The organism is Collimonas sp. OK307 (genome assembly GCF_900113705.1).
Lineage (GTDB): Bacteria > Pseudomonadota > Gammaproteobacteria > Burkholderiales > Burkholderiaceae_D > Collimonas.
In genome coordinates, this window is sequence record NZ_FOQI01000001.1 from 333,033 (window position 1) to 352,520 (window position 19,488).

The 19,488-nt window shown below is 56.8% G+C and carries 20 protein-coding genes, 1 tRNA gene and 1 pseudogene; 7 read left to right on the plus strand and 15 right to left on the minus strand.

All coding sequences use genetic code 11. The features are described from left to right. Positions 1 to 81 precede the first annotated feature (81 nt). The 6 genes from crcB to BM205_RS01490 all read right to left on the minus strand — a co-directional run bounded on the left by crcB (position 82) and on the right by BM205_RS01490 (position 4,435). The gene (crcB, locus tag BM205_RS01465) at positions 82 to 456 is read right to left on the minus strand and encodes a fluoride efflux transporter CrcB (RefSeq protein WP_092411898.1); all 375 of its coding nucleotides are present in this window, start codon (positions 454 to 456) and stop codon (positions 82 to 84) included. Further along, complete coding sequence (locus BM205_RS01470) at positions 453 to 950, minus strand: molybdenum cofactor biosynthesis protein MoaE (RefSeq protein ID WP_092411899.1); 498 nt, start codon at positions 948 to 950, stop codon at positions 453 to 455. The genes crcB and BM205_RS01470 overlap by 4 nt, the downstream gene beginning before the upstream one ends. Positions 951 to 997: 47 nt before the next feature. Next, the gene (gene moaD, locus BM205_RS01475) at positions 998 to 1,255 is read right to left on the minus strand and encodes a molybdopterin converting factor subunit 1 (protein WP_092411900.1); all 258 of its coding nucleotides are present in this window, start codon (positions 1,253 to 1,255) and stop codon (positions 998 to 1,000) included. A gap of 63 nt (positions 1,256 to 1,318) precedes the next feature. After that, positions 1,319 to 2,560 carry a molybdopterin molybdotransferase MoeA gene (gene glp, locus BM205_RS01480; RefSeq protein ID WP_254783684.1) on the minus strand — a complete coding sequence of 414 codons (1,242 nt, stop codon included), beginning with the start codon at positions 2,558 to 2,560 and terminating at the stop codon, positions 1,319 to 1,321. 21 nt (positions 2,561 to 2,581) lie between these two features. Then, complete coding sequence (gene thrC, locus BM205_RS01485) at positions 2,582 to 4,042, minus strand: threonine synthase (protein WP_092411901.1); 1,461 nt, start codon at positions 4,040 to 4,042, stop codon at positions 2,582 to 2,584. A 138-nt stretch (positions 4,043 to 4,180) separates the two neighbouring features. Continuing rightward, on the minus strand, positions 4,181 to 4,435 hold the full coding sequence (locus tag BM205_RS01490; protein ID WP_092411902.1) for a DUF2164 domain-containing protein: 255 nt from the start codon (positions 4,433 to 4,435) through the stop codon (positions 4,181 to 4,183). Positions 4,436 to 4,713: 278 nt separating this feature from the next. Here BM205_RS01490 and gmk point away from each other — a divergent pair, with 278 nt between their 5' ends. From gmk to BM205_RS01505, 3 genes are read left to right on the plus strand one after another with little or no spacing between them, the layout of a single operon-like run. Continuing rightward, positions 4,714 to 5,358 (plus strand): guanylate kinase, encoded by a 645-nt coding sequence (gene gmk, locus BM205_RS01495; protein WP_092351793.1) that lies wholly within the window; start codon positions 4,714 to 4,716, stop codon positions 5,356 to 5,358. A gap of 54 nt (positions 5,359 to 5,412) precedes the next feature. After that, entirely contained in the window at positions 5,413 to 5,616 is a 204-nt protein-coding gene (gene rpoZ / locus BM205_RS01500) for a DNA-directed RNA polymerase subunit omega (protein ID WP_092351791.1), read from the plus strand. Between the two features lie 36 nt (positions 5,617 to 5,652). Continuing rightward, positions 5,653 to 7,938 (plus strand): RelA/SpoT family protein, encoded by a 2,286-nt coding sequence (locus BM205_RS01505; protein WP_092411903.1) that lies wholly within the window; start codon positions 5,653 to 5,655, stop codon positions 7,936 to 7,938. A gap of 59 nt (positions 7,939 to 7,997) precedes the next feature. On the opposite strand, the gene BM205_RS01510 is transcribed toward BM205_RS01505, so the two are convergent. Continuing rightward, the gene (locus BM205_RS01510; RefSeq protein ID WP_254783685.1) at positions 7,998 to 8,477 is read right to left on the minus strand and encodes a DUF1178 family protein; all 480 of its coding nucleotides are present in this window, start codon (positions 8,475 to 8,477) and stop codon (positions 7,998 to 8,000) included. 61 nt (positions 8,478 to 8,538) lie between these two features. Next, positions 8,539 to 9,370: pseudogene (locus tag BM205_RS01515) on the minus strand (oxaloacetate decarboxylase). Positions 9,371 to 9,583: 213 nt separating this feature from the next. Here BM205_RS01515 and BM205_RS01520 point away from each other — a divergent pair. Next, a complete protein-coding gene (locus tag BM205_RS01520; protein ID WP_092411905.1) occupies positions 9,584 to 9,937 on the plus strand; it encodes a hypothetical protein in 354 nt (117 codons plus the stop codon). A 119-nt stretch (positions 9,938 to 10,056) separates the two neighbouring features. On the opposite strand, the gene BM205_RS24690 is transcribed toward BM205_RS01520, so the two are convergent. The 3 genes from BM205_RS24690 to BM205_RS23925 form a co-directional block, all read right to left on the minus strand. Continuing rightward, positions 10,057 to 11,682: a diguanylate cyclase domain-containing protein gene (locus BM205_RS24690; protein ID WP_175511114.1), complete on the minus strand. Its 1,626-nt coding sequence runs from the start codon at positions 11,680 to 11,682 to the stop codon at positions 10,057 to 10,059. A gap of 105 nt (positions 11,683 to 11,787) precedes the next feature. Then, a complete protein-coding gene (locus BM205_RS01530; protein ID WP_254783686.1) occupies positions 11,788 to 12,102 on the minus strand; it encodes a hypothetical protein in 315 nt (104 codons plus the stop codon). 171 nt (positions 12,103 to 12,273) lie between these two features. Further along, positions 12,274 to 12,669: a hypothetical protein gene (locus tag BM205_RS23925; protein ID WP_139227196.1), complete on the minus strand. Its 396-nt coding sequence runs from the start codon at positions 12,667 to 12,669 to the stop codon at positions 12,274 to 12,276. A 267-nt stretch (positions 12,670 to 12,936) separates the two neighbouring features. Between BM205_RS23925 and BM205_RS01535 the strand changes: the two genes are divergently transcribed. Then, positions 12,937 to 13,185 carry an H-NS histone family protein gene (locus BM205_RS01535; protein WP_092411908.1) on the plus strand — a complete coding sequence of 83 codons (249 nt, stop codon included), beginning with the start codon at positions 12,937 to 12,939 and terminating at the stop codon, positions 13,183 to 13,185. Here BM205_RS01535 and BM205_RS01540 read toward each other — a convergent pair whose 3' ends face one another. Next, on the minus strand, positions 13,186 to 16,044 hold the full coding sequence (locus BM205_RS01540; protein WP_254783687.1) for an autotransporter serine protease: 2,859 nt from the start codon (positions 16,042 to 16,044) through the stop codon (positions 13,186 to 13,188). A gap of 449 nt (positions 16,045 to 16,493) precedes the next feature. On the opposite strand from BM205_RS01540, the gene BM205_RS01545 reads away from it, so the two are divergent. Together BM205_RS01545 and BM205_RS01550 are read left to right on the plus strand one after the other, a co-directional pair. Beyond that, complete coding sequence (locus tag BM205_RS01545; RefSeq protein ID WP_371326440.1) at positions 16,494 to 16,871, plus strand: DUF805 domain-containing protein; 378 nt, start codon at positions 16,494 to 16,496, stop codon at positions 16,869 to 16,871. A 98-nt stretch (positions 16,872 to 16,969) separates the two neighbouring features. Next, entirely contained in the window at positions 16,970 to 17,503 is a 534-nt protein-coding gene (locus BM205_RS01550; RefSeq protein ID WP_092411911.1) for a cysteine hydrolase family protein, read from the plus strand. A gap of 93 nt (positions 17,504 to 17,596) precedes the next feature. Here BM205_RS01550 and BM205_RS01555 read toward each other — a convergent pair. The 3 genes from BM205_RS01555 to BM205_RS01565 form a co-directional block, all read right to left on the minus strand. Beyond that, positions 17,597 to 17,683 (minus strand) — tRNA-Leu (locus BM205_RS01555). A gap of 362 nt (positions 17,684 to 18,045) precedes the next feature. Further along, positions 18,046 to 18,621 (minus strand): hypothetical protein, encoded by a 576-nt coding sequence (locus BM205_RS01560; protein WP_092411912.1) that lies wholly within the window; start codon positions 18,619 to 18,621, stop codon positions 18,046 to 18,048. Between the two features lie 83 nt (positions 18,622 to 18,704). Beyond that, positions 18,705 to 19,388 carry a Crp/Fnr family transcriptional regulator gene (locus BM205_RS01565; RefSeq protein ID WP_092411913.1) on the minus strand — a complete coding sequence of 228 codons (684 nt, stop codon included), beginning with the start codon at positions 19,386 to 19,388 and terminating at the stop codon, positions 18,705 to 18,707. Positions 19,389 to 19,488 lie beyond the last annotated feature (100 nt).

Genomic DNA, 19,488 nt, shown 5'->3' on the forward strand with positions numbered 1-19,488 from the left:
CGCCGTATTTCAAGCGCCAACGGAGAAACAGCTAAAACCAGATAAACAAGTAGAAAGTAAGTAGAACAGTAAGCAGGCAAGTTAAAAAGTGACAGCGCGATAGGTCGCGAACCCGGCAATACACAAGAGAATCGAACCGCAGAGATGCAGGAGCGTATGTCCAAGAAACCAACCATACTCGCCCTGCTGCAACAACACCATCGATTCAGCGGAAAAAGTGGAGAAAGTAGTCAAACCGCCAAGAAATCCGGTAATCACCAGCAGCCGCCATTCGACAGGCAGCAATGGGTGCGCCTCAAAAAAACCGACTGCCAGCCCTGCCAGGTAGCCGCCGGCCAGATTGACCAGCAAGGTACCCAACGGCAGCTGGTTCTGATATGCCCCCAGCAAGGCAGTTGCGCCCCAGCGTAGCCAGGCGCCTAACACGGCGCCGATACCCACCGCCAGCCAGCTCACTTTTTACTTTCGCGCATGGGCAGCGGCAGCGCATCCTGTTCGTCCAGTTCCCATTTGGCCAATGCTTCGTCGTCGGTGCTACGGGCGTCGACCCAGCGCGCGCCTTGGTCCGTGTGTTCTTTTTTCCAGAACGGTGCTTCGGTTTTCAGGTAGTCGATAATGTATTCGCAGGCGGCAAAGGCGTCGCCGCGATGCGCTGAACTCACCGCCACCAGCACGATCTGGTCGAGCGGCAGCAAGGGGCCGATACGGTGTATCACCAGGGCATCGAAGATATCCCAGCGCTGTTTGGCCTGGTCGACAATCGCGGCCAAGGCCTTCTCGGTCATGCCGGGATAATGTTCCAGCTCCATCTGCGCGACGCTACTGCCGTCGTTCAAATCGCGCACGGTACCGAGGAAGCTGACTACGGCGCCGATTTTGGGATTGGATAGCCGCAGTTGCGCAAGCTCGGCGGCGAAATCGAAATCCTCTGTCTGAACACGGATGGGCATAGTCAAGACCTCATGGGCAGCAACAAACCAATGTCAGCCGCCGGTAGTTAGCCACCGGTAACCGGCGGGAAGAATGCTACTTCGCCGCCATCAGCCAGGGCGGCATCGGCGCCGACCAGCTCCTGATTGAATGCCATGCGCAAGGCTCGGCCATCCGCCAGCGCCTCAGCCCAGACAGGGCCGCGCGCGCGCAAGAAAATGCGCAGCTCGCCAACGGTGGCAATCGAAGCCGGCAACTCCAGTGTCTCCTGAGACACATCAAGCGCCTCACGGAGGCTGGCAAAAAAGCGCAGCTGGATTTTCATTACATTCTCTTTTTCGATCAATTACAAGGTTGTTCGTTTTGACGATTACGATTGCGATTACTTTTACTGCAGTAGAGCAGAAAACGGCAAGAAACGCAGCAAGTCGCCCCTGGCAATGGTTGTTCCAGCCGGATTATCGACCAGGCCGTCACCCCACACGGCTGATGTCAGCACGCCCGAGCCTTGGTGCGGGAATAAATCGAGGCCGCCGGCGGCGTTGATTTTTACGCGCAGGAACTCCTGGCGGCGATCAGCCTTGGGCCAATCGAAATCGGCGCGCATGGAGATCGCCTGTGGCGCCAATCCAGCCGCCGCCACGCCTTGCTGATGCAAAATGAAGGGTCGCACAAAAATCAGGAAGGTCACAAAACTGGAGACCGGATTGCCGGGCAAGCCGATAAAGAAAGCGGTGTCGCCGGCGGCGCGGCGGACTTCGCCGAAGGCCAGTGGTTTGCCAGGCTTCATGGCGATTTGCCACATGTTCAAACGCCCTTCCGCTTCGACCGCCGGCTTGACGTGATCTTCTTCGCCGACCGATACGCCGCCGGAAGTAAGAATCAGGTCGTGCTCCTGGGCTGCCACACGGAGCGCCTCGCGGGTCGCCTCACGATTATCCGGCACGATGCCGTAATCGCTGATTTCACAACCGAGGTTTTCCAGCAGGCCGCGCAATACGAATCGGTTCGAGTTGTAAATGGCGCCCGGCTTCAACGGCTGGCCGGGCATGGTCAGTTCATCGCCGGTGAAAAACATCGCCACCCGCAATTTACGCACCACCGGCACGGTTTCCAGGCCAACCGATGCCGCCAGGCCGAGATGCTGCGGCCGCAACCGCGTGCCGGCCGGCAAGATCACGCTGCCGCTGCGGATATCCTCGCCGGCGCGACGTACCCATTCACCGGAAGCTGGCGTATGTTTGATCACCACGGCATCGCCGTCGGCGTCGCACATTTCCTGCATCACAACGGCATCCGCACCCTCAGGGATCATGGCGCCGGTAAAAATCCGGGCAGCGGTGCCCGCCTGCAACGGCGCACCGACATGTCCGGCCGGGATCCGTTGCGACACTTGCAGTCTGGCAGCACCGCTGGCGCAATCCGCAGCGCGTACGGCATAACCGTCCATCTGCGTATTGTCTGCCGGTGGCACGTTGAGTTGGGAAGTCTGGGCGCTTGCCAGTATCCGGCCATTGGCGGCCAGCGTCGGCATCTGTTCGATGACAGCGCTGTCGACCAGCGGACGCGGCGCGGCCAACAATACGTCGAGGGCTTCAGCCACGGACAACATAGGTGGTTTTTGCATCATCTGATTCTGATCGCAGCCGGCTTACAGACCGGTATGGCCGGCTATGAAAGCCTTGACCTGCGCCACGTCGACCGCCATCACTTCAAAGCGCTGCGGCAGTGCTTCTATGTTTTCAAAGCCGGCTGGCCGCTCGGCATCACGTCCCAGCGCTTCGCGGATGGTCTCGTTGAACTTGGCCGGCAAGGCGGTTTCCAGCACGATCATCGGTACGCCCGGGGTCGCGTATTCGCGCGCCACCTTGACGCCATCGGCGGTATGCGTGTCAATCGTGACGCCGTAACGCTGTTCGATATCGCGGATGGTGTCCAGTCGGTCCTGGTGAGTCGATTTGCCGGACTGGAAGCCGAACTGACCGATCTTGGCAAACTCGTCGCCATCGCTGCCGGGGCCGCCCGCCAGGTTGAAGCCACCTTCGGTTTCCACCTTATGGAACAACGCGCGCACGCGTTCGCTGTCGCCATCCAGCAAATCGTGGATGAAACGCTCGAAATTCGAGGCTTTGCTAATGTCCATGCTGGGGCTGCTGGTGTGGTAAGTCTCGGCCGATTTGCGCACACGGTAGATACCGGTGCGGAAAAACTCGTCGAGCACGTCGTTCTCGTTGGTGGCCGCCACCAGCTTATCGATCGGCAAGCCCATCATGCGGGCGATATGGCCGGCGCAGATATTGCCGAAATTACCTGAAGGAACCGTGAACGATACTTTTTGATCGTTGTTGGTGGTCGCGCTCAGATAGCCACGGAAGTAATACACCACTTGCGCCACGACACGCGCCCAGTTGATCGAATTGACGGTGCCGATTTTCTGGCTGGCCTTGAACGCATGGTCGTTGGATACCGCCTTGACCATATCCTGGCAATCGTCAAATACCCCTTCGACCGCGATGTTGAAAATATTCGGGTCTTGCAGGCTGAACATTTGCGCAGTCTGGAACGCGCTCATTTTCTTGTGCGGCGACAGCATGAATACGCGGATGCCCTTTTTACCGCGCATCGCATACTCCGCTGCGCTGCCGGTATCGCCGGACGTGGCGCCGAAAATGTTCAGCTTGGCGTCGTTCTTGGCCAGCGTGTATTCGAACAGGTTACCCAGCAATTGCATCGCCATATCCTTGAAGGCGAGCGTCGGGCCGTTTGACAATGCCTGCAGCAGCAGCTTGCTGCCGTCTTTTTCTTCCAGCAGACGCAAAGGCGTGATCTGGCTGGCATCTTCGCCCGTCCGCGCATTACGGTAAACCTCGGCGCTGTAGGTCTTGTGCGTCAGTGCCTTCAAATCGGCCGCAGGCACATCGGTCGCAAACTTCTTCAACACTTCAAACGCCAGGTCGGCGTACGACAAGCTACGCCACAGATCCAGCTCGGCGCCGGTGACTTGCGGATATGTCTCTGGCAGGTACAAACCACCATCCGGAGCCAGGCCGCCTAACAGAATTTCGGAAAAATTTTGGGCGGCTGCGTGGCCGCGAGTCGAAACATAATGCATATTGTGGGTGGCGTTGTGTAAAGTTGCAGATAAGGATTAAGTCAGGATAGAGCCAGGATAGAACCGTCTGCTTGCATTATAGCGTCCGTAACCATGCCGCTGTCAGCTTTGGATACGTGCAGCAGACCCTGGCCGGGCTTATTTTTTCTTCTTCCAGTAATCCTCGGTCTCGGCGTAGCACTCGACCGTCAGATCCGAGACTTTCGCCTCCATGTGCGCCTGCGCGTCGGCAATCGCCTGGTTATAAATGCCGGGGCCGATCACGCGCAAACAGAAATCGAGCAGCATGCCCGCTTTCAGATCGCCGATCGGCTCTTCCATGTTTTCCTTGAAATAGCGCTGAATCGATCCGATCAGATCTTTCTGCTCGTTTTGCTGTAATTTGATCGCCACGTGGATTTCCTTATCGTTTTTACATCATTGAAGCGAGCACGCAATACGCCCTCTTTTTTGAAAACCCATAAATGTACACCATGCCCGGGCAGCCGTTATCACACCACCAATATGATAGATACAAATCCGCACTGCAGCCTTATTGCCGCGCTGATACAATGTCACTCTTATTTTCTGGCATGAATTCAGGTATGTTAAATGCTTGAAAGATTGCACACTACACAATTGTCATGACACCTCCACTTCTCCCTAGCTCGCCAATTGAACCTGTTTCGGCAATGCCGGACGAACATCCCATGTCGGGCAGCCTGTTCATGGTGGTAGCACCTTCCGGCGCCGGCAAATCGACGCTGGTGAATGCCTTGCTGGCACAGGAAAAAGCCATCAAACTGTCGATTTCCTACACAACGCGGCCACCACGCCCGAGTGAACAGGACGGACGCGAGTATCATTTCACTACGGTTGAAGACTTCCGTACGCGTCACAAACAGGGCGAATTCCTGGAATGGGCCGAAGTCCATACCAATTATTACGGCACTTCGCGCCTGGCGATTGCCGAGCAAATGCAATCCGGCACCGACGTCTTGCTGGAAATCGACTGGCAAGGCGCGCAGCAAGTGAAGAAGCAATTTCCGCACGCAGTCGGCATTTTCATCCTGCCGCCATCGATTGCAGCCTTGGAAGATCGCTTGAAAAAGCGCGGTCAGGACGAGCCGCAGGTCATTACGCGGCGAATTCTTGCGGCCGGCGGTGAAATCGCCCACGCCCCCGAGTTTGAATATGTTATTATTAATCAAGAGTTTGCAACTGCTCTGTCGGAATTAACAGCGATCGTCAAGGCTACCCGCTGCCGCTTTTCACAGCAGGCGGTGCGCAACGCGTCTTTGTTTGCCCAGTTGGGCATCCACGCCAATTTAAGTTAGTATCGAATCAATAACTGGTATCAACACCTAGCAACACCGTTTTCCGGAGAATATATGGCCCGCATCACCATCGAAGATTGTTTGAAACAAATCCCTAACCGTTTTCAGTTGACGTTGTCCGCGACTTATCGCGCGCGCCAGTTATTGCAAGGCCACACTGCAAAAATCGACGCAAAAGACAAGCCAACCGTGATTGCACTGCGCGAAATCGCTGCGGGCAAGATCGGCATCGAAATGCTGAAAAAGGTACCTGGCTAACATTAGTAAAACTCATGCGGCTGATAGCTACCCAGTATGAACCTGACCTCTCCAGATTCAAGCCTGTCATCAGCCGCAACCACTAAAAAACGGGCGGCCTCCCCCCGCTCAGCCAGAAAACCCGCGAATACTCCTCCCTTGCCAGATCATCCGCCCACGCTCCAACCCGGCGTCGCCTCGATCACGCACCTGGCCAACAAGCTTGCCGAATACCTGACACCAGCCGAGCTGAAGAAAGTCAGAGAAGCGTATCGCTTTTCAGATGAAATGCATCTGGGTCAGATGCGCAAATCCGGCGAACCCTATATTTCACACCCGATTGCCGTCGCCGAAATCTGCGCCGACTGGAAACTTGACGCGCAGGCGATCATGGCTGCCCTGCTGCATGACGTCATGGAAGACCAGGACGTCAAGAAGGATGAGCTGATCGAACGCTTCGGCGCGCCGGTGGCGACCCTGGTGGACGGTTTGTCGAAGTTGGACAAGATCGAATTCCAGAGCCAGATCGAAGCCCAGGCCGAAAATTTCCGCAAGATGCTGCTGGCCATGGCGCGCGATGTGCGCGTGATCCTGGTCAAGCTGGCCGACCGTTTGCACAATATGCGCACACTGGGCGTGATGGTCCCGGAAAAGAAGCGCCGCATCGCCCGCGAGACGATGGAGGTCTACGTCCCGATCGCGCATCGGCTGGGACTGAACAATATCTACCGCGAGCTGCAGGAACTGGCGTTCTCGCACCTGTACCCGCTGCGCCATCGCACCCTGGCCAAAGCAGTCAAGGCGGCGCGCGGCAACCGGCGTGAAGTGGTCAGCAAGATCCTGGAATCGGTCAGCACCACGCTGGCGGCAACCGGTATCAACGCCCAAATAGACGGTCGCGAGAAAAGCCTGTTCGGCATCTACCGCAAGATGCACAACAAGCATCTGTCGTTTTCCCAGGTGCTGGATGTGTACGGTTTCCGTATCGTGGTCGACACCTTCGCCAATTGCTACCTCGCGCTCGGCACCCTGCACGCGCTGTACAAGCCGATGCCAGGCAAGTTCAAGGATTACATCGCGATTCCCAAGCTGAATGGCTACCAGTCGCTGCATACGACCTTGATCGGCCCTTACGGTACGCCGGTAGAATTCCAGATTCGCACCCAGGACATGCATCGGGTGGCGGAGTCAGGCGTGGCCGCGCACTGGCTGTACAAGGATGAAGAAGGCAATCTGAGCGATTTGCAACAGCGCACCCATGCCTGGCTGCAGTCGCTGCTCGACATTCAAAAACAGACCGGCGATTCGGCTGAATTCCTGGAGCACGTCAAGGTCGACCTGTTTCCCGATTCGGTTTATGTATTCACGCCGAAATCGAAAATCATCGCCTTGCCGCGTGGCGCCACCGCCCTCGACTTCGCTTACACCATCCATACCGACGTCGGCGACCAGACCATCGCCGCCAAGATCAATCACGAAGCCGCGCCGCTGCGCACAGAATTGCACAACGGCGACATCGTCGAAATCATTACCTCGCCCAGTTCGCGCCCTAGCCCCAACTGGCTAAGTTTCGTGCGCACTGGCAAAGCGCGTTCGGCCATCCGTCATCATCTGCGCACCATCAACCTGAGCGAGTCGGTGGAACTCGGCCAGCGGCTGTTGTCGCAGGCGTTGGCAATGCTCAACCTGAATCCGGTGCTGGCGCCGATCGTGGTCGATCGCCTGCTGAATGAATCCAGCGCCAAATCGATGGATGAAATCTATGCTGACATCGGCGTCGGCAAACGCATGGCGACTTTGGTGGCGCGCCATATCATGGGCTTGCTCGAAAACGAACCGTTGCAGACGCCGCTGCTGGATATGGAAGGCGTTGCCGCTCCAGCCAAGATGGAACCGGTGGTGATCTATGGCAGCGAAGGCGTATCGGTGCAGCTGTCACCGTGCTGCCAACCGATTCCAGGCGACCACATCACTGGCCAGCTCAAGCGCGACCAAGGCCTGGTGGTACACACCGAAGACTGCCATATCGCCAAGCGCCAGCGCAACAAGGATCCGGATCGCTGGATTGAAGTGCTGTGGGGTGAAGACCTGAATCGCCGCTTCGATTGCCGCATCAAGGTGCTGGTGCATAACGACAAGGGGATTCTGGCCCGGGTCGCTGCCGAAATCGGCGACTCCGACGCCAACATCATCTACGTCAACATGGATGACGACAAAGACCAGCTGATGACGCAATTGATCTTCACCATCCAGGTCGAAGACCGGGTGCATCTGGCCAGGTTGATGCGCAACGTTCGCCGCATCCGCGGTGTCACACGGATTCTGCGGGACCGCAACGCGTAATTGCCGGTCTACTCAGTTATTGAGCCATGCATTACTGAAGCTGAATTATTGAAGCTGAATTATTGAAGCGACCGCTTCGGCGGCACTGGCAGCGGCAGATGGAAAACATCAATGCCTTCCTCTGCCAGCTCTTCGCATTGTTCCGCCGATGCAATGCCGCGTATCCCATGCTCAGGGACTTCCTTGTAATGAATCCGGCGCGCTTCTTCGGTAAAACCTGTGCCCACATCTTCCGTATTTTCCATCACATGACGCGCCACTTCCTGCAGACGCTGCTGGAATTGCGCCACTGCCGATGAGTTCAAACCCGCATCGCTGCCGGCCGGATTTGATTTGGCCGCAGATAAATTCAGGTGCGGGGCTGACGGCAACTTGCCGACCTTCATGCTGTCGCACACCGGGCAAATAATCTGCTGCTCCGCTGATTGCGAAAGAAAATCTTCCTCCGAGGCAAACCAACCCTCAAAGCGATGATTCTGTTCACAGGCTAAGTTGTAGACTTTCATGATCAGCAGCACTTCTTCGACGCGGAAAAGCATGGATCTTACACTAAGCAGCATAGAACTTATTTTCGGCGCCCGCTGATCAAAGCTTGTTTGGCTAAAGCTTACTTGCTGCTTGCAGCATCTCGCTGATCCGGCTCGTACTCACCGCCGCCTCGCCATAAGTAAATGTGCCATGCTCACGCATCTCGTCAGCTGCACGCAAAAATGCACCCAATGCCGCGCGCGCCAGTGAGCCCGACACTAACCCGTTTGACGCCGATAGCAGCCAGCTCTTGCAAGCCAAGTTGCACACCTTGCAGCCCCATTACCACGTTCACAGGCTTATCCAGCGAACTGACCACCGCGGCGATCTCTTCCTTGCTTTTCAAGCCTGGCGCATAGAGCACGTCAGCACCGGCTTCCTGGTAGGCCTGGAGCCGCTTGATAGTATCTTTCAAATCGGGCCGGCCAACCAGGTAATTTTCCGCGCGCGCGGTGAGTGTAAAAGGAAAATCCAGTCCGCGCACCGCCTCGGCGGCTGCGCGTACGCGCTCGGCCGCCAGTTCCAGGGGGTAAATCGGATCGGCGCTATGGCCGCTGGCATCTTCGATTGAACCGCCGACAATGCCGGTAGCCGCAGCAAGCCTGATAGTTTCCGCCACCGTTGCCGGCGCCTCGCCAAAACCGTTTTCAAGATCCGCACTGAGCGGCAGTTCGGTTGCCGCTGCTAGCTCAGTCAAATGCGCCATCATCTGCTCACGTCCGATGCCGCCATCCAGTTGCCCACGTGAAAATGCGAAGCCTGCGCTGGTGCTTGCCAGTGCTTCAAACCCGAGTAAAGCCAGCAATCTGGCGCTGCCGATGTCCCATGGATTTGGAATGATGAAAGCCCCGTCGCGTGTGTGAAGCTGCTGAAAAGCATGGGCTTTTTGGCTCTGTGATTGCATCAGATATCTCCGTCATAAAATCATTTCTCGAATGCAAACATTACCACCAGCAACTACTTCGCGCTGCACACTGCCTGCAACGTTTGCAAAATCGCCCTTTGCAGCAATTCTTTATTAGCTTACCTGCGCTTTGTTTCCTAGAATGAAATCCTGAAAGCACTCGCACGCTTCAAGTTTGAGTCTCAAATTCAAGTCAATAAATCGGGAGGCGATATGGGAAGGATACTACTCGTATTATTACTGGGCGGCCTTGCCGCAGGGGTGCCGAACCAGGCCATTGCCGATAATAGCCTGGGCTTGATACAAGGCGGAACAGCACCATTTTTTGCACCACCGGCGTTATATGGCGCCGAGCTGCATCCGGCACCGTTGCTCCATCCGCCTTCAGCTGTCACGGCCGCACCCGTTTGGCGCGAACGCAATGACTGGGACAAGCGGCGCACCGAGCAATGGGCAGAGATCGAGTCGCGCCGTCAGCAATGGCGGGAAGCGCACGGGGGCGATCCCATTGTCGTTCCGCTCGACAACAGTGTTGCTGGCAACCGGCCATCATCCAGCAATTTTTGATGTCGGCCAGACGGGCAGGTCGGCATGTTACCAGCGCTGCTTCAGGCGAGGCGTTCGCGCGGGAGAGAAATAAAAGAAGTCGCGTGCCAACGCATGTGCCACATTCCGCGCGCTAAACGTTAAACGCTGAAAGATTCAACGGTTTCATCAAAAACACAAAATTCGTTCTTCCCCGCCGCTTTCGCCCGATACATGGCGATGTCGGCCTGCGACATCAGCTGCGACGCTGAAACACCGATGCCGGAGTACAGCGCGATACCGATCGAGGTGCTGAGCTGAAATATTTTTCCGCCGACATTGAAAGGTATGTTGAGCAACTCCAGCAATTGCTGAGCCACAACAATCGCCCCATTCCGGATATCGCTGAGATCCGTCAGCAAGATCACAAATTCATCGCCGCCCAGGCGCGCCACGGTATCCGTACTTCTTCTTTCGTCCAGTAATCGCGCGGCGACCTGGCGCAAGACGGCGTCGCCGGCCGCGTGTCCATATTGATCGTTGATCGGCTTGAAATCGTCCAGATCGCAAAACAGCAGTGCAAAATGCGAGCCCTCGCGCTGGGCGCGCGCCAGCGCCTGCTGCAAGCGATCTTCCAACATGGTCCTGTTGTACAGGCCTGTCAGCGCATCGTGATGCGCCATGAATGCCATGCTCGCCTCGCTCGCCCTGAGCGCGGCTTCTTTTTCATACAACCGTTCCACCAGATAGTTAAAGCCGAGCACCAGATCGCCTACTTCGTCGCGGCGCTTGACTGGCAGCGGCGCCAACGGCCGCTTGCCATCCGCCATTTCGCGCATCGCCTGCGCCGCACTCGTCAGCGGCCGCAACAAGCGCGGCAACACCAGCATCAATATCGCAATCGTCGCAAACAGTACCACCAGCGTGTTCTTCAGGAAAAAATTCCGCATGGCTTGAATCGGGTGGAACACTTCCGTGGTGGGTATCCGTGCGACCACAAACCATCCCGTGCTCGGCACCGTCGCCATGGAAGACAACTCCTCCACACCTTTAGCGTTAATCGTTATCCCGGTGCCGCGGAAGCCGGCCATGGCGCGATCGTGCAACAGATTCACGCCGGGTGCCGGCGTCGGCTTTAACACCATCGCAGGGTCACTGGAGGCGACGAATAACTTGTCGGCCGGCGAAATTAAAAGAAAGCCGCCGCTTGCTCCGAGCCGGATTTCCTGAAGGCGATCGAGAAAACCAGGTGAGTTGAGCACCACCACGCCCGCCAGCACCGCCACCACCTGCCTGGCGGCGTTGCGTACCGGCGCCGCCATGATCAAGATCGGTTCACCGTTGGCGCGCCCACGCTCCGGCTTGCTCATCACGGGGGCATCGGCATGCAGCGCAACCTGGAACCAGTCGGTACCTGAATAGACCAGCTTGCTACGCCCCGCTACTATCGGATATTCGGCAAGCAAGCCAACGCCATCCGGCCGCATCACCAGCAAACCGCTATTAAACAAGGGATTCAGCCGCTGCCGTTCCCGCAGCCAGGTCGCCAGTTTCTCCGGCTGCTGCAGCAGTTCCTGCGGCAACGCCGTGCTCAGTTCGCCAATCAGGGCGCGCCTCGTTTCGATACTATGATCGATATCACGTGCGACATAAGAAGCAATGGACAATTGCTGATTTGCAACTTCATCACGCAGCAGTCCTTGCGCGAACGGCAGCGCAAAGAACAAGCGAAGTGAGACACCGGCAACGATAAGCACCACGCCGAGCCCGATAAAGCGGAATTTCATGCTTTGAAATATTCGCATTGGGCAATAATACAGAAAATTGCTAGACGACAGCTTTAAGAAAGGCCCGAGTCAGCTGAAGCGAATGGGTGGCAGATTCAATCCGGCTCAAAATCGCGGCAAATCTGCCAGCGTGCGTCCCGACACTTCGGACTCGGCAATGCCGATACCTTCAATCCCGTGCTCGTAAATCACCAGCGCGATGCTGGGGCCGCGCACAATTTTTCCATCGACTGAAAATGCGGTGGCGACCTCATCGCCGAAATGCAGCGCATCGACCACCAGGCTGACATCTTGTTCCGAAGTCTTGTGCTCCCATCCGATAGAGCCGTCATCTTTGGGTTTTGCCCGTCCCCAACGTACTTCTTCGACCCGATCGCCGGCACCATTAAAACGAACCGCTTCAATCATATGAATGGACATGCATTTCTCCGGGATAGGAAGTTGAAAAAGTTTTCACATCATGGTACGCGCCATGTTAATTGCCAGCAAGATGCCTGGCAAAATTTTGCTGGCGCCCTACGGCCAAGACATGCGTAAAAAAAACGCTACCCAAATTGAATTGGATAGCGTTTTTGCACAGGCTACGGCTGACTAATATGGGGCGTCGCCTGGCACCACCCGCAACCAGCCGCTCGGGCAACTCGGCACATCAGGATAATAGCCCGCCGGGTCGTTACAGTAGTAACTGAAATCAGCGCCTGGCGGCACATACATCAATGACGCGGGGCCTGGATAGAAAGCTGGATCGTAGTAAAACGGTGGCCAGAAAAACGGGCCGCCTATGATTATCCTGCTGCGCCCATGGAAATCGTTGAACCGATGAAACCCGTGGCGAGCTTGCATTCCACCGCCGTGAAAGCCGCCGGCGTTGCCATGAAAGCCGCCGCCATGTCCGTGAAACTCGTGATTTTGCGCAAGCGCAGAACCACCGGTAGCGCTCAACATCAACGCGGCTACCGCAAACCATAAAACCGTGAACCTTTTCATAGCGACACCTTTTACTTCCCGCGTTTGCTTCGCTTACTGCCAAGGCAACGCCACAACGACAGTACAAACTGTACTCCTTGTATTCAATATATATTGGGCAATAAAAAGGGGAACTACAAATCGGTAATGTTTGCAACAACATGTATCTATGCACACGTATCGATGCAACCAACCGGATCCGCAGCAAACAGCGGTAAGGACACATCCATCTCATTTCTTGGTTACGGTATACTTGCCCGTCCCAAACGCAGAAAGAAAGCACCAGAAATGACGACCTACAAAGAGCTGCAAGCACAAATCGAACAATTGAGAAAACAGGCAGAGGAACTGCGTCAAGCCGAAATCGCTGACGTCATCACCGAAATCAAAGCCAAGATGAACGAATATGGCATTACCGGTGCGGATCTGGGCTTGATGGGTAAGAAACGCATCATGAAAACCAGCCCGGCAATGGCGCCGGAAGTACCGGCACCAGCACCTGCGCACGTCGACGCGCCAGCCAGCAGCGAAATGTAATCAATCGAGATTAAAGCGCAGCCCCAGCGACAGCACATTGTTACCCAAGCCACCGTTGCCCAGCTGCGCATCGTAGTTGAAATACCAGCCCCAGCGCTTGTCCACCGCCGTAGTCAAGCCCAGTCCGACCCAGCCGGCATTGCGCGACAAGCCGATCCCCTGCACCGTAAATCCCGCCGCCGGCGCACCCACATATGCCGCCCTGAAATCCAGGCTGCCCGCCGTGAATGCATGCTGCCAGGCTGCATACGCCTGCACTGTGCTCAAACCTCCCGACCATTGGAAACTGCTAGCGCCACGCAAACCCAGCAAACCGGCCGTTTGCTGATACGCCTGGCCGTCCGCCGTCAGTCCGAATACGCCGCCGCTTTCCGTAAAGCCGCCGCGCTTGAGGTGATCGTAAGCCAGTCCGGCGTAGGGTGTCAGCCGGGCATCAGCGGACAAGGGCAGCACATAACCGCTCTCCGCATAAGCCGACCACAGACTATCTGTGTGTCCGGCACCCAGGTTCTGCTGCGTATTGCCGATCACCGCCGTGCGCGACACCGTGCTGACGATGCTGGCCACGCCGGTCCTCCCCGACACATACCAGCCGCTATCGCCAAACGCGTGGCGGCCATACAGGGAAACACCGGTATTGTGCCCCTTGGATTGCCCGCCCAGCCGGTCAAAGCTGGCCTTGCTGTCAGCATACGCCAGCGCTGCACCAATGATCGTATCGGCGCTGAGGTGGGTATCGACCCCGAACTGGCCGCCCCAGAGGGAGGTGTCGCCCGTGGCATAACCGCTCTGGCTCAACTTGCCCGAAGCACCGATGGCGCTGACCCACAAACCGGTACCGTCTTTCCCTTCCGCCTGGCTCCCCAATGCCGCCAGCCGATTGCCCAGATCACGATTGAGCGCCTGCGATTGCTGGAACGTCAGCGCCTGGGCCGAAGCGTGGATCTGCCCCGACAGGCTATCCAGCACCTGCCCCGCCACTTCCACGCTGGCGCTCTTCTGCAAAGCCGCAGCGCTCGCCAAAAACGCACCGTTGGTTCCGCTCACATTGCCGCTGGCGACCATCTGGTCCGCCGCCTTCAGGCCCGTCTCCAGGTTGGCCGCCGCATTGGTACGGGTAGGATCGTTGCCAAACGCCGCCGCAGCCATGCTGACCACGTTGGTGCGGCTGATCTGCAGATCGACTTGCTGCGCCTGGTACGACAAGGCCGCCGCAATAAACACTCCCGGCGTGAAGCTGACACCGTCGGCCTCGAAGCTGAGATCCTTGAACTGGCCGCTAACGCCGCCGGCAGCGCTCAGCACCTTACCCGTGACGCCGGCCTGCTGCGTGACATAGCCGGAAGGATCCTGGTTGCCGGCAGGCGTGGTGGCGATCAGGTGCGAATTGCCGAGTATCGCCGCGCCGCCCACCGTCAATGTGGTATTGAGCTGATTGGCCAGTACCGCCGTCGGCACCGCAATATAATTGCCGTCGATCGTCAGGCCGGCGCCGCTGTTGTTGACCCGGCCGCTATTGTTGACATTGCCGTGGATACGGCCGCCGTCGCCGCCGAGCTGGCCGGACGCGCTGACATTGACGCTGGAAGCGACTGCGCCGGTGATATTCAAGCGGCCGCCAAGGATATTGCTGGCGCCCGTGTAGGTATTATTGCCGGCCAGGGTCAACTGCCCGCTGCCGCTCTTGTTCAAGCCGGCATCGCCACCGATATCGTTCTTGAATACCGAGCTGGCGTTATCAAACTGGACATTCACATTCGGCCCCAGCGCCAGCCGCTGGTCAAACAGCGCCGGGCCGTTGACTGCCTTGCTGGCATTGAGCAATCCCCAGCCGTAAGTGGCAGGATCGTGCATGTCGGTGGCCGTCGAGAGAATGGTTTGCCGGATCAGGTCGGCATTCATCCAGGGATAGGCTTGCTGCACCAGGGCTGCCGCACCGCTCACCGCCGGCGCGGCAAACGAAGTGCCGTAGACGCGGGTGCCGGTGGCGCCAGAGATAAAATCGCCGGCCGCCGCCAGGCACCAGTTGGCGGCAACGCCGCAACGGTTGGCGTAACTTGAGATCACACCCGGCACCGTGTCGCTGAAAGAATAGCCGTTAGTGCCGCCGGCGGCATTGACCGCCGTCACCGCCAGCCAGCCGCTTTGCAGGTCAGCGAACAAGCTGGGCAGGCTGGCCGTAAGATTCGGCTGCGCCGCGCCATCGTTACCGGTAGACCAGATGAACAAACCCTGCCGGGCCACATACGGCTGGTACAGAGTATGCAGGGCAAGTGTCAGGCTGACAGAAGCGCCGACGGGACTGATGCCATTGGACTGGTTGAAAATCCGCACGCCCTTGCTAAACAGATCCTGATACATCTGGTTATTGAGCAGCAGACCGCTGTCGGTAGTGCCGGCGGCGGCAACTTGCAAGAACGCGCCGGGAGCGACACCCGAAGTGCTCCCTGCCAGCATCTCCGCCACTTCCGTGCCGTGTGTATTGCCGTTGGCGCCGCCGACGCTGTAGACCGTCTTGCTGATGCGTCCGGCCAGTTGCGGATCGCTGACATCGAAATCGGTATCGACGATGCCGACCGTGATGCCGGCGCCAGTCAGGCCCTGGCTACGGGCAACCTTGATATTACTGGGATCCAGCACGTTCAACATGGCTGGCGGTGGCGGCGTCGCGACCGGTACCGCTGTTGCTGCCGCATTGCCGCTGCCGTCAGCAGGTGGCGAGCTTGACGCCGGTGGCGTAGCAGCCCCTGGCGGAGTGCTTGGGGCCGGGTTTGCCGGTGGATTCGGATTGCTGCTCCCCCCCCCACCGCCGCCACAACCGGAAATCAATACTAATACAGCAACGGAGATAATCGACAAGGACCTCCGACGAGACAATTCTTTGTCCATAACGTCTCCCCCCATATGTGCACTAACTTCAATCCGGCCAAGGCCGGCATATCGGCTTGCTGCATTCACATACTCAGTCGCGCATTACTAGTAAGAATTTCTTTTAATTTCCCTTGTGCAATTTATTATGCTCGCATTTATTGCAACATTTCCCTATTTTTGTTTATTTACTGAAATTGTTTCTTTATAGGCACATTTTTAATTCGGCAATAAATTGTCGTAGAAGGCGCACCTGAGAGGGGATCGGGAGGGGACTTTTCGGCTGACATGATTTCCAACTGCATCCTGACCGCCGTTGACTCAGGAAATTTATGGTTCGGCAACTTTAATGCCGTAATTGCGACGGCTTTTGTTATTATTACTTTCCGGTAACCTTACCTAAATCCACAGACACATACACCGCCTCAAGAGGGCAGCATGTGTTTGAAAAATCTCAGGGGATAAACATGACGTTTACAGAGTCAATTAAAGTCTGCTTTTCGAAGTACGCCGACTTCAACGGCAGGGCTTCCCGCTCCGAATATTGGTGGTTCGTGCTGTTTACGGTGCTGCTGTCGTTCGCCGCCAGTGCGATCAGCGACAAGTTCAGCCTGCTTGTTTCAGTTGCCACGTTGCTGCCATCCATTGCGGTTGCAGCGCGACGCCTGCATGACACGAATCGCAGCGGCTGGTGGCAACTGATCGCACTTCTCCCGGTCATCGGCTGGATTGTCATCATATATTTCCTGATTCAGGAAGCAAAAGAACCAAACAATTTCGGTGCGGCACCGGTTGTTCCAAGCATTCCGGAAACCTGAAACAGCGCCGGCATCTGCCTCCTCCAAGCGTCGGGGCAGTGCTGCAACGATGGGAATTCGTCGAAGTTCCCGCCCCACCCCCACCCCCTCAGGAACCCATGAAATCCGCTCTCCTAGTTATCGATGTCCAGCATGGCTTATTTGATGAAACGCCGCGCCCGTTCGAAGCCGAAGCAGTCATAGAGCGCATCAACATCCTGACCGCCCGAGCCCGCGCTGCGGGAGTCCCCGTGGTGTTTATCCAGCACGAAGCCGGCGATATCGAATACAACTCTGCAAATTGGCAACTCCAGCCCGGACTGCAGGTAAAGGAAGGCGACGTAAAACTGCGCAAGACCACGCCGGATTCCTTCCTCCGCACTGAACTCGAAGCATTGCTGGCGTCATGGCGCACCGAACACGTCGTGATCTGCGGTTACGCTTCAGAATTCTGCGTCGACACCACCACCCGCCGCGCCGCCGCACTGGGTTATCCGGTGACGCTGGTGGCCGACGCCCACACCACCCACGACAAGCCGCATGCGACCGGGCTGCAGATACGCACGCATGAAAATGCGACGCTGCCCGACATCGAGAGTTTCGGCCCGGAAATCAAGGCAGTTGCCACCTCTGAATTGCATTTCACAAATTAGACTCACAGGCAGGGAGCCGTAAATGAAAAAACGCCGCAAACCTTGTATTTACCTGGTTTGCGGCGTTTTGTTTGCATTTACTGCAATGTATAGTGGTGCCCGAGGCCGGACTTGAACCGGCACACCCTTACGAGCGAGAGATTTTAAGTCTCTTGTGTCTACCGATTTCACCACTCGGGCAATTCTGCCGATCCGAAGAAACGCGCAAAACTTATATCTGCAGAGACTACCTGCGATACGGGACAGGGCCGCATTCTAACAGGTTCTTATTGCCAAGACCATCCTCTCATGCAAGCTTGCCTGCTCGCGACCTTTCAGTGCAATCCTTCGACAGCTCGTATATCACGTGAATGACAATATTGGTATCAAGCATGAACTTCAGCATCAAAACGTTTCTCTCTCTTGCTGTGCCTGCTCCGCACGTACGGTCATAAAATCATCAGTGACGCTTTCATAATCTACAAAAAGCTGTCCCGTGTATTCATCAGCGGCGCAATCACTCGCTCCTTGCCGAAAGCGCGCACTGATGGCGTAACTTGATTTCATTGCAGAAAAGCATCGGCCGGCACACCGGTCATTTCTTCGCATATATCCGAGAACGCCGCCATGGATGCAAATCCCGAGCGTACCGCTATCGTTGCCAGATCATGAGAATCTGAACCGTCCGCCCTTGCGGCCATATACAGTGCGTGGGCAACCCTTTGCTCGCGCACCAGGCTGCGCAAGGCCTCTCCTTCGGCAAACAGACGCGCACGCGCCTTTTGCGGTGTCACCTGCCATTGATGCGCCACGCAAGCGGCCGTCCAACTACCTTGCGGCGACATGAATATATGCTGCGCCAGCGGCCGGCTCCACTCTTTTTTCCGTTCCGTGACCTGATGCGCATCAACTGGCGCAGATGCCACCTCCAGCGAGAATTCTGCGGCCCGGTGCTGTAGCGGCATCACATCGCAGTCGAAGCGCAGGAACGCCGGGACCGCCGTGCTTTCGCCGCAGAGCAGTTTTTTGCTCGCGCCGTGATTACGCAGATACAGCGTTCCGTTCAATACCGTGATCCGAAACATCACCGGGAAGCGTAGGCGCAGCAAATGCAGCGGATGATGAACCCTGATTGTCATGAGTCGGTACCGTCTCGATGTTGAGAGGCCAATTTTGTTCAAAATCGCATCTCCTGTCTGTCGTCAGGATGACTACCGGCGCTCTACAGTTCCGACAGACCAAAACTACGCAAGCCCGGCAGGTCAACGACACGAATCGATTGATAGGAAACATTTACGAGATTCAACTTCCCCAACTGACTCAAGGCTTGATTCACTCGCTGCCGTGACAGACCGGTGAGCAAGCCGATTTCCTCCTGCGACAGCTCCAGCACCGCAGATGTGCGCGGACACAACATGGGATGGAACAACTGTGCAATCGCCTGGGCTACTTGCGCATCCACCCCCAACAGGCGTTCATTCTGTATCGTTGCGATGAATTGCCCCATGCGTTCGTTGAGTTGGCGGATCACGAAAGCCGCGAAGGGCAGGCTTTCGGTCATCAGAGTATGAAAAATGTCGACCGGCACCAGCAAGATGTCGGAATCGCGTATGGCAATCACATCGTATCTTCGCAATTCTCGCTTGATGACACTGCCTTCACCGCACCAGCCTCCCGCCGGAATGCCGGAAAACGTCGCACCCCGCCCGTCCAGGCTGTATACAGCCAGTTTAATCAAACCGCTGTGCACGCCAATCCAATACCGGGATTGTTCGCCACGGCGCGCTATGAAGGTACCCGCAGAAAAATGTTGCGACACCACACCGCCTTGTACCAGCGCCTGATGCGGGGGTGAAAGTACTATGAACCAATCGTGCATGCCAAGCTGTACTGCGTTGCTGCTCATACAAATCGCTTCCTTAAGCTGTCATCACGATGACAAACCCGTCATCCAACTGATGATAGCCTAGAATAAATACATTCCGGGTCGTATAGGGAATGCTTAC

Coding starts and splice junctions, on each gene's coding strand:
- BM205_RS01510 (WP_254783685.1), bottom strand. CDS start 8,477: ATGCTTTTCCGCGTCGAAGAAGTGCTGCTGATCATGAAAGTCTACAAC.
- glp (WP_254783684.1), bottom strand. CDS start 2,560: ATGATGCAAAAACCACCTATGTTGTCCGTGGCTGAAGCCCTCGACGTA.
- BM205_RS01530 (WP_254783686.1), bottom strand. CDS start 12,102: ATGTCCATTCATATGATTGAAGCGGTTCGTTTTAATGGTGCCGGCGAT.
- rpoZ (WP_092351791.1), top strand. CDS start 5,413: ATGGCCCGCATCACCATCGAAGATTGTTTGAAACAAATCCCTAACCGT.
- BM205_RS24690 (WP_175511114.1), bottom strand. CDS start 11,682: ATGAAATTCCGCTTTATCGGGCTCGGCGTGGTGCTTATCGTTGCCGGT.
- gmk (WP_092351793.1), top strand. CDS start 4,714: ATGCCGGACGAACATCCCATGTCGGGCAGCCTGTTCATGGTGGTAGCA.
- moaD (WP_092411900.1), bottom strand. CDS start 1,255: ATGAAAATCCAGCTGCGCTTTTTTGCCAGCCTCCGTGAGGCGCTTGAT.
- BM205_RS01560 (WP_092411912.1), bottom strand. CDS start 18,621: ATGACAATCAGGGTTCATCATCCGCTGCATTTGCTGCGCCTACGCTTC.
- thrC (WP_092411901.1), bottom strand. CDS start 4,042: ATGCATTATGTTTCGACTCGCGGCCACGCAGCCGCCCAAAATTTTTCC.
- BM205_RS01520 (WP_092411905.1), top strand. CDS start 9,584: ATGGGAAGGATACTACTCGTATTATTACTGGGCGGCCTTGCCGCAGGG.
- BM205_RS01535 (WP_092411908.1), top strand. CDS start 12,937: ATGACGACCTACAAAGAGCTGCAAGCACAAATCGAACAATTGAGAAAA.
- BM205_RS01550 (WP_092411911.1), top strand. CDS start 16,970: ATGAAATCCGCTCTCCTAGTTATCGATGTCCAGCATGGCTTATTTGAT.
- BM205_RS01470 (WP_092411899.1), bottom strand. CDS start 950: ATGCCCATCCGTGTTCAGACAGAGGATTTCGATTTCGCCGCCGAGCTT.
- BM205_RS01565 (WP_092411913.1), bottom strand. CDS start 19,388: ATGAGCAGCAACGCAGTACAGCTTGGCATGCACGATTGGTTCATAGTA.
- BM205_RS01505 (WP_092411903.1), top strand. CDS start 5,653: ATGAACCTGACCTCTCCAGATTCAAGCCTGTCATCAGCCGCAACCACT.
- BM205_RS23925 (WP_139227196.1), bottom strand. CDS start 12,669: ATGAAAAGGTTCACGGTTTTATGGTTTGCGGTAGCCGCGTTGATGTTG.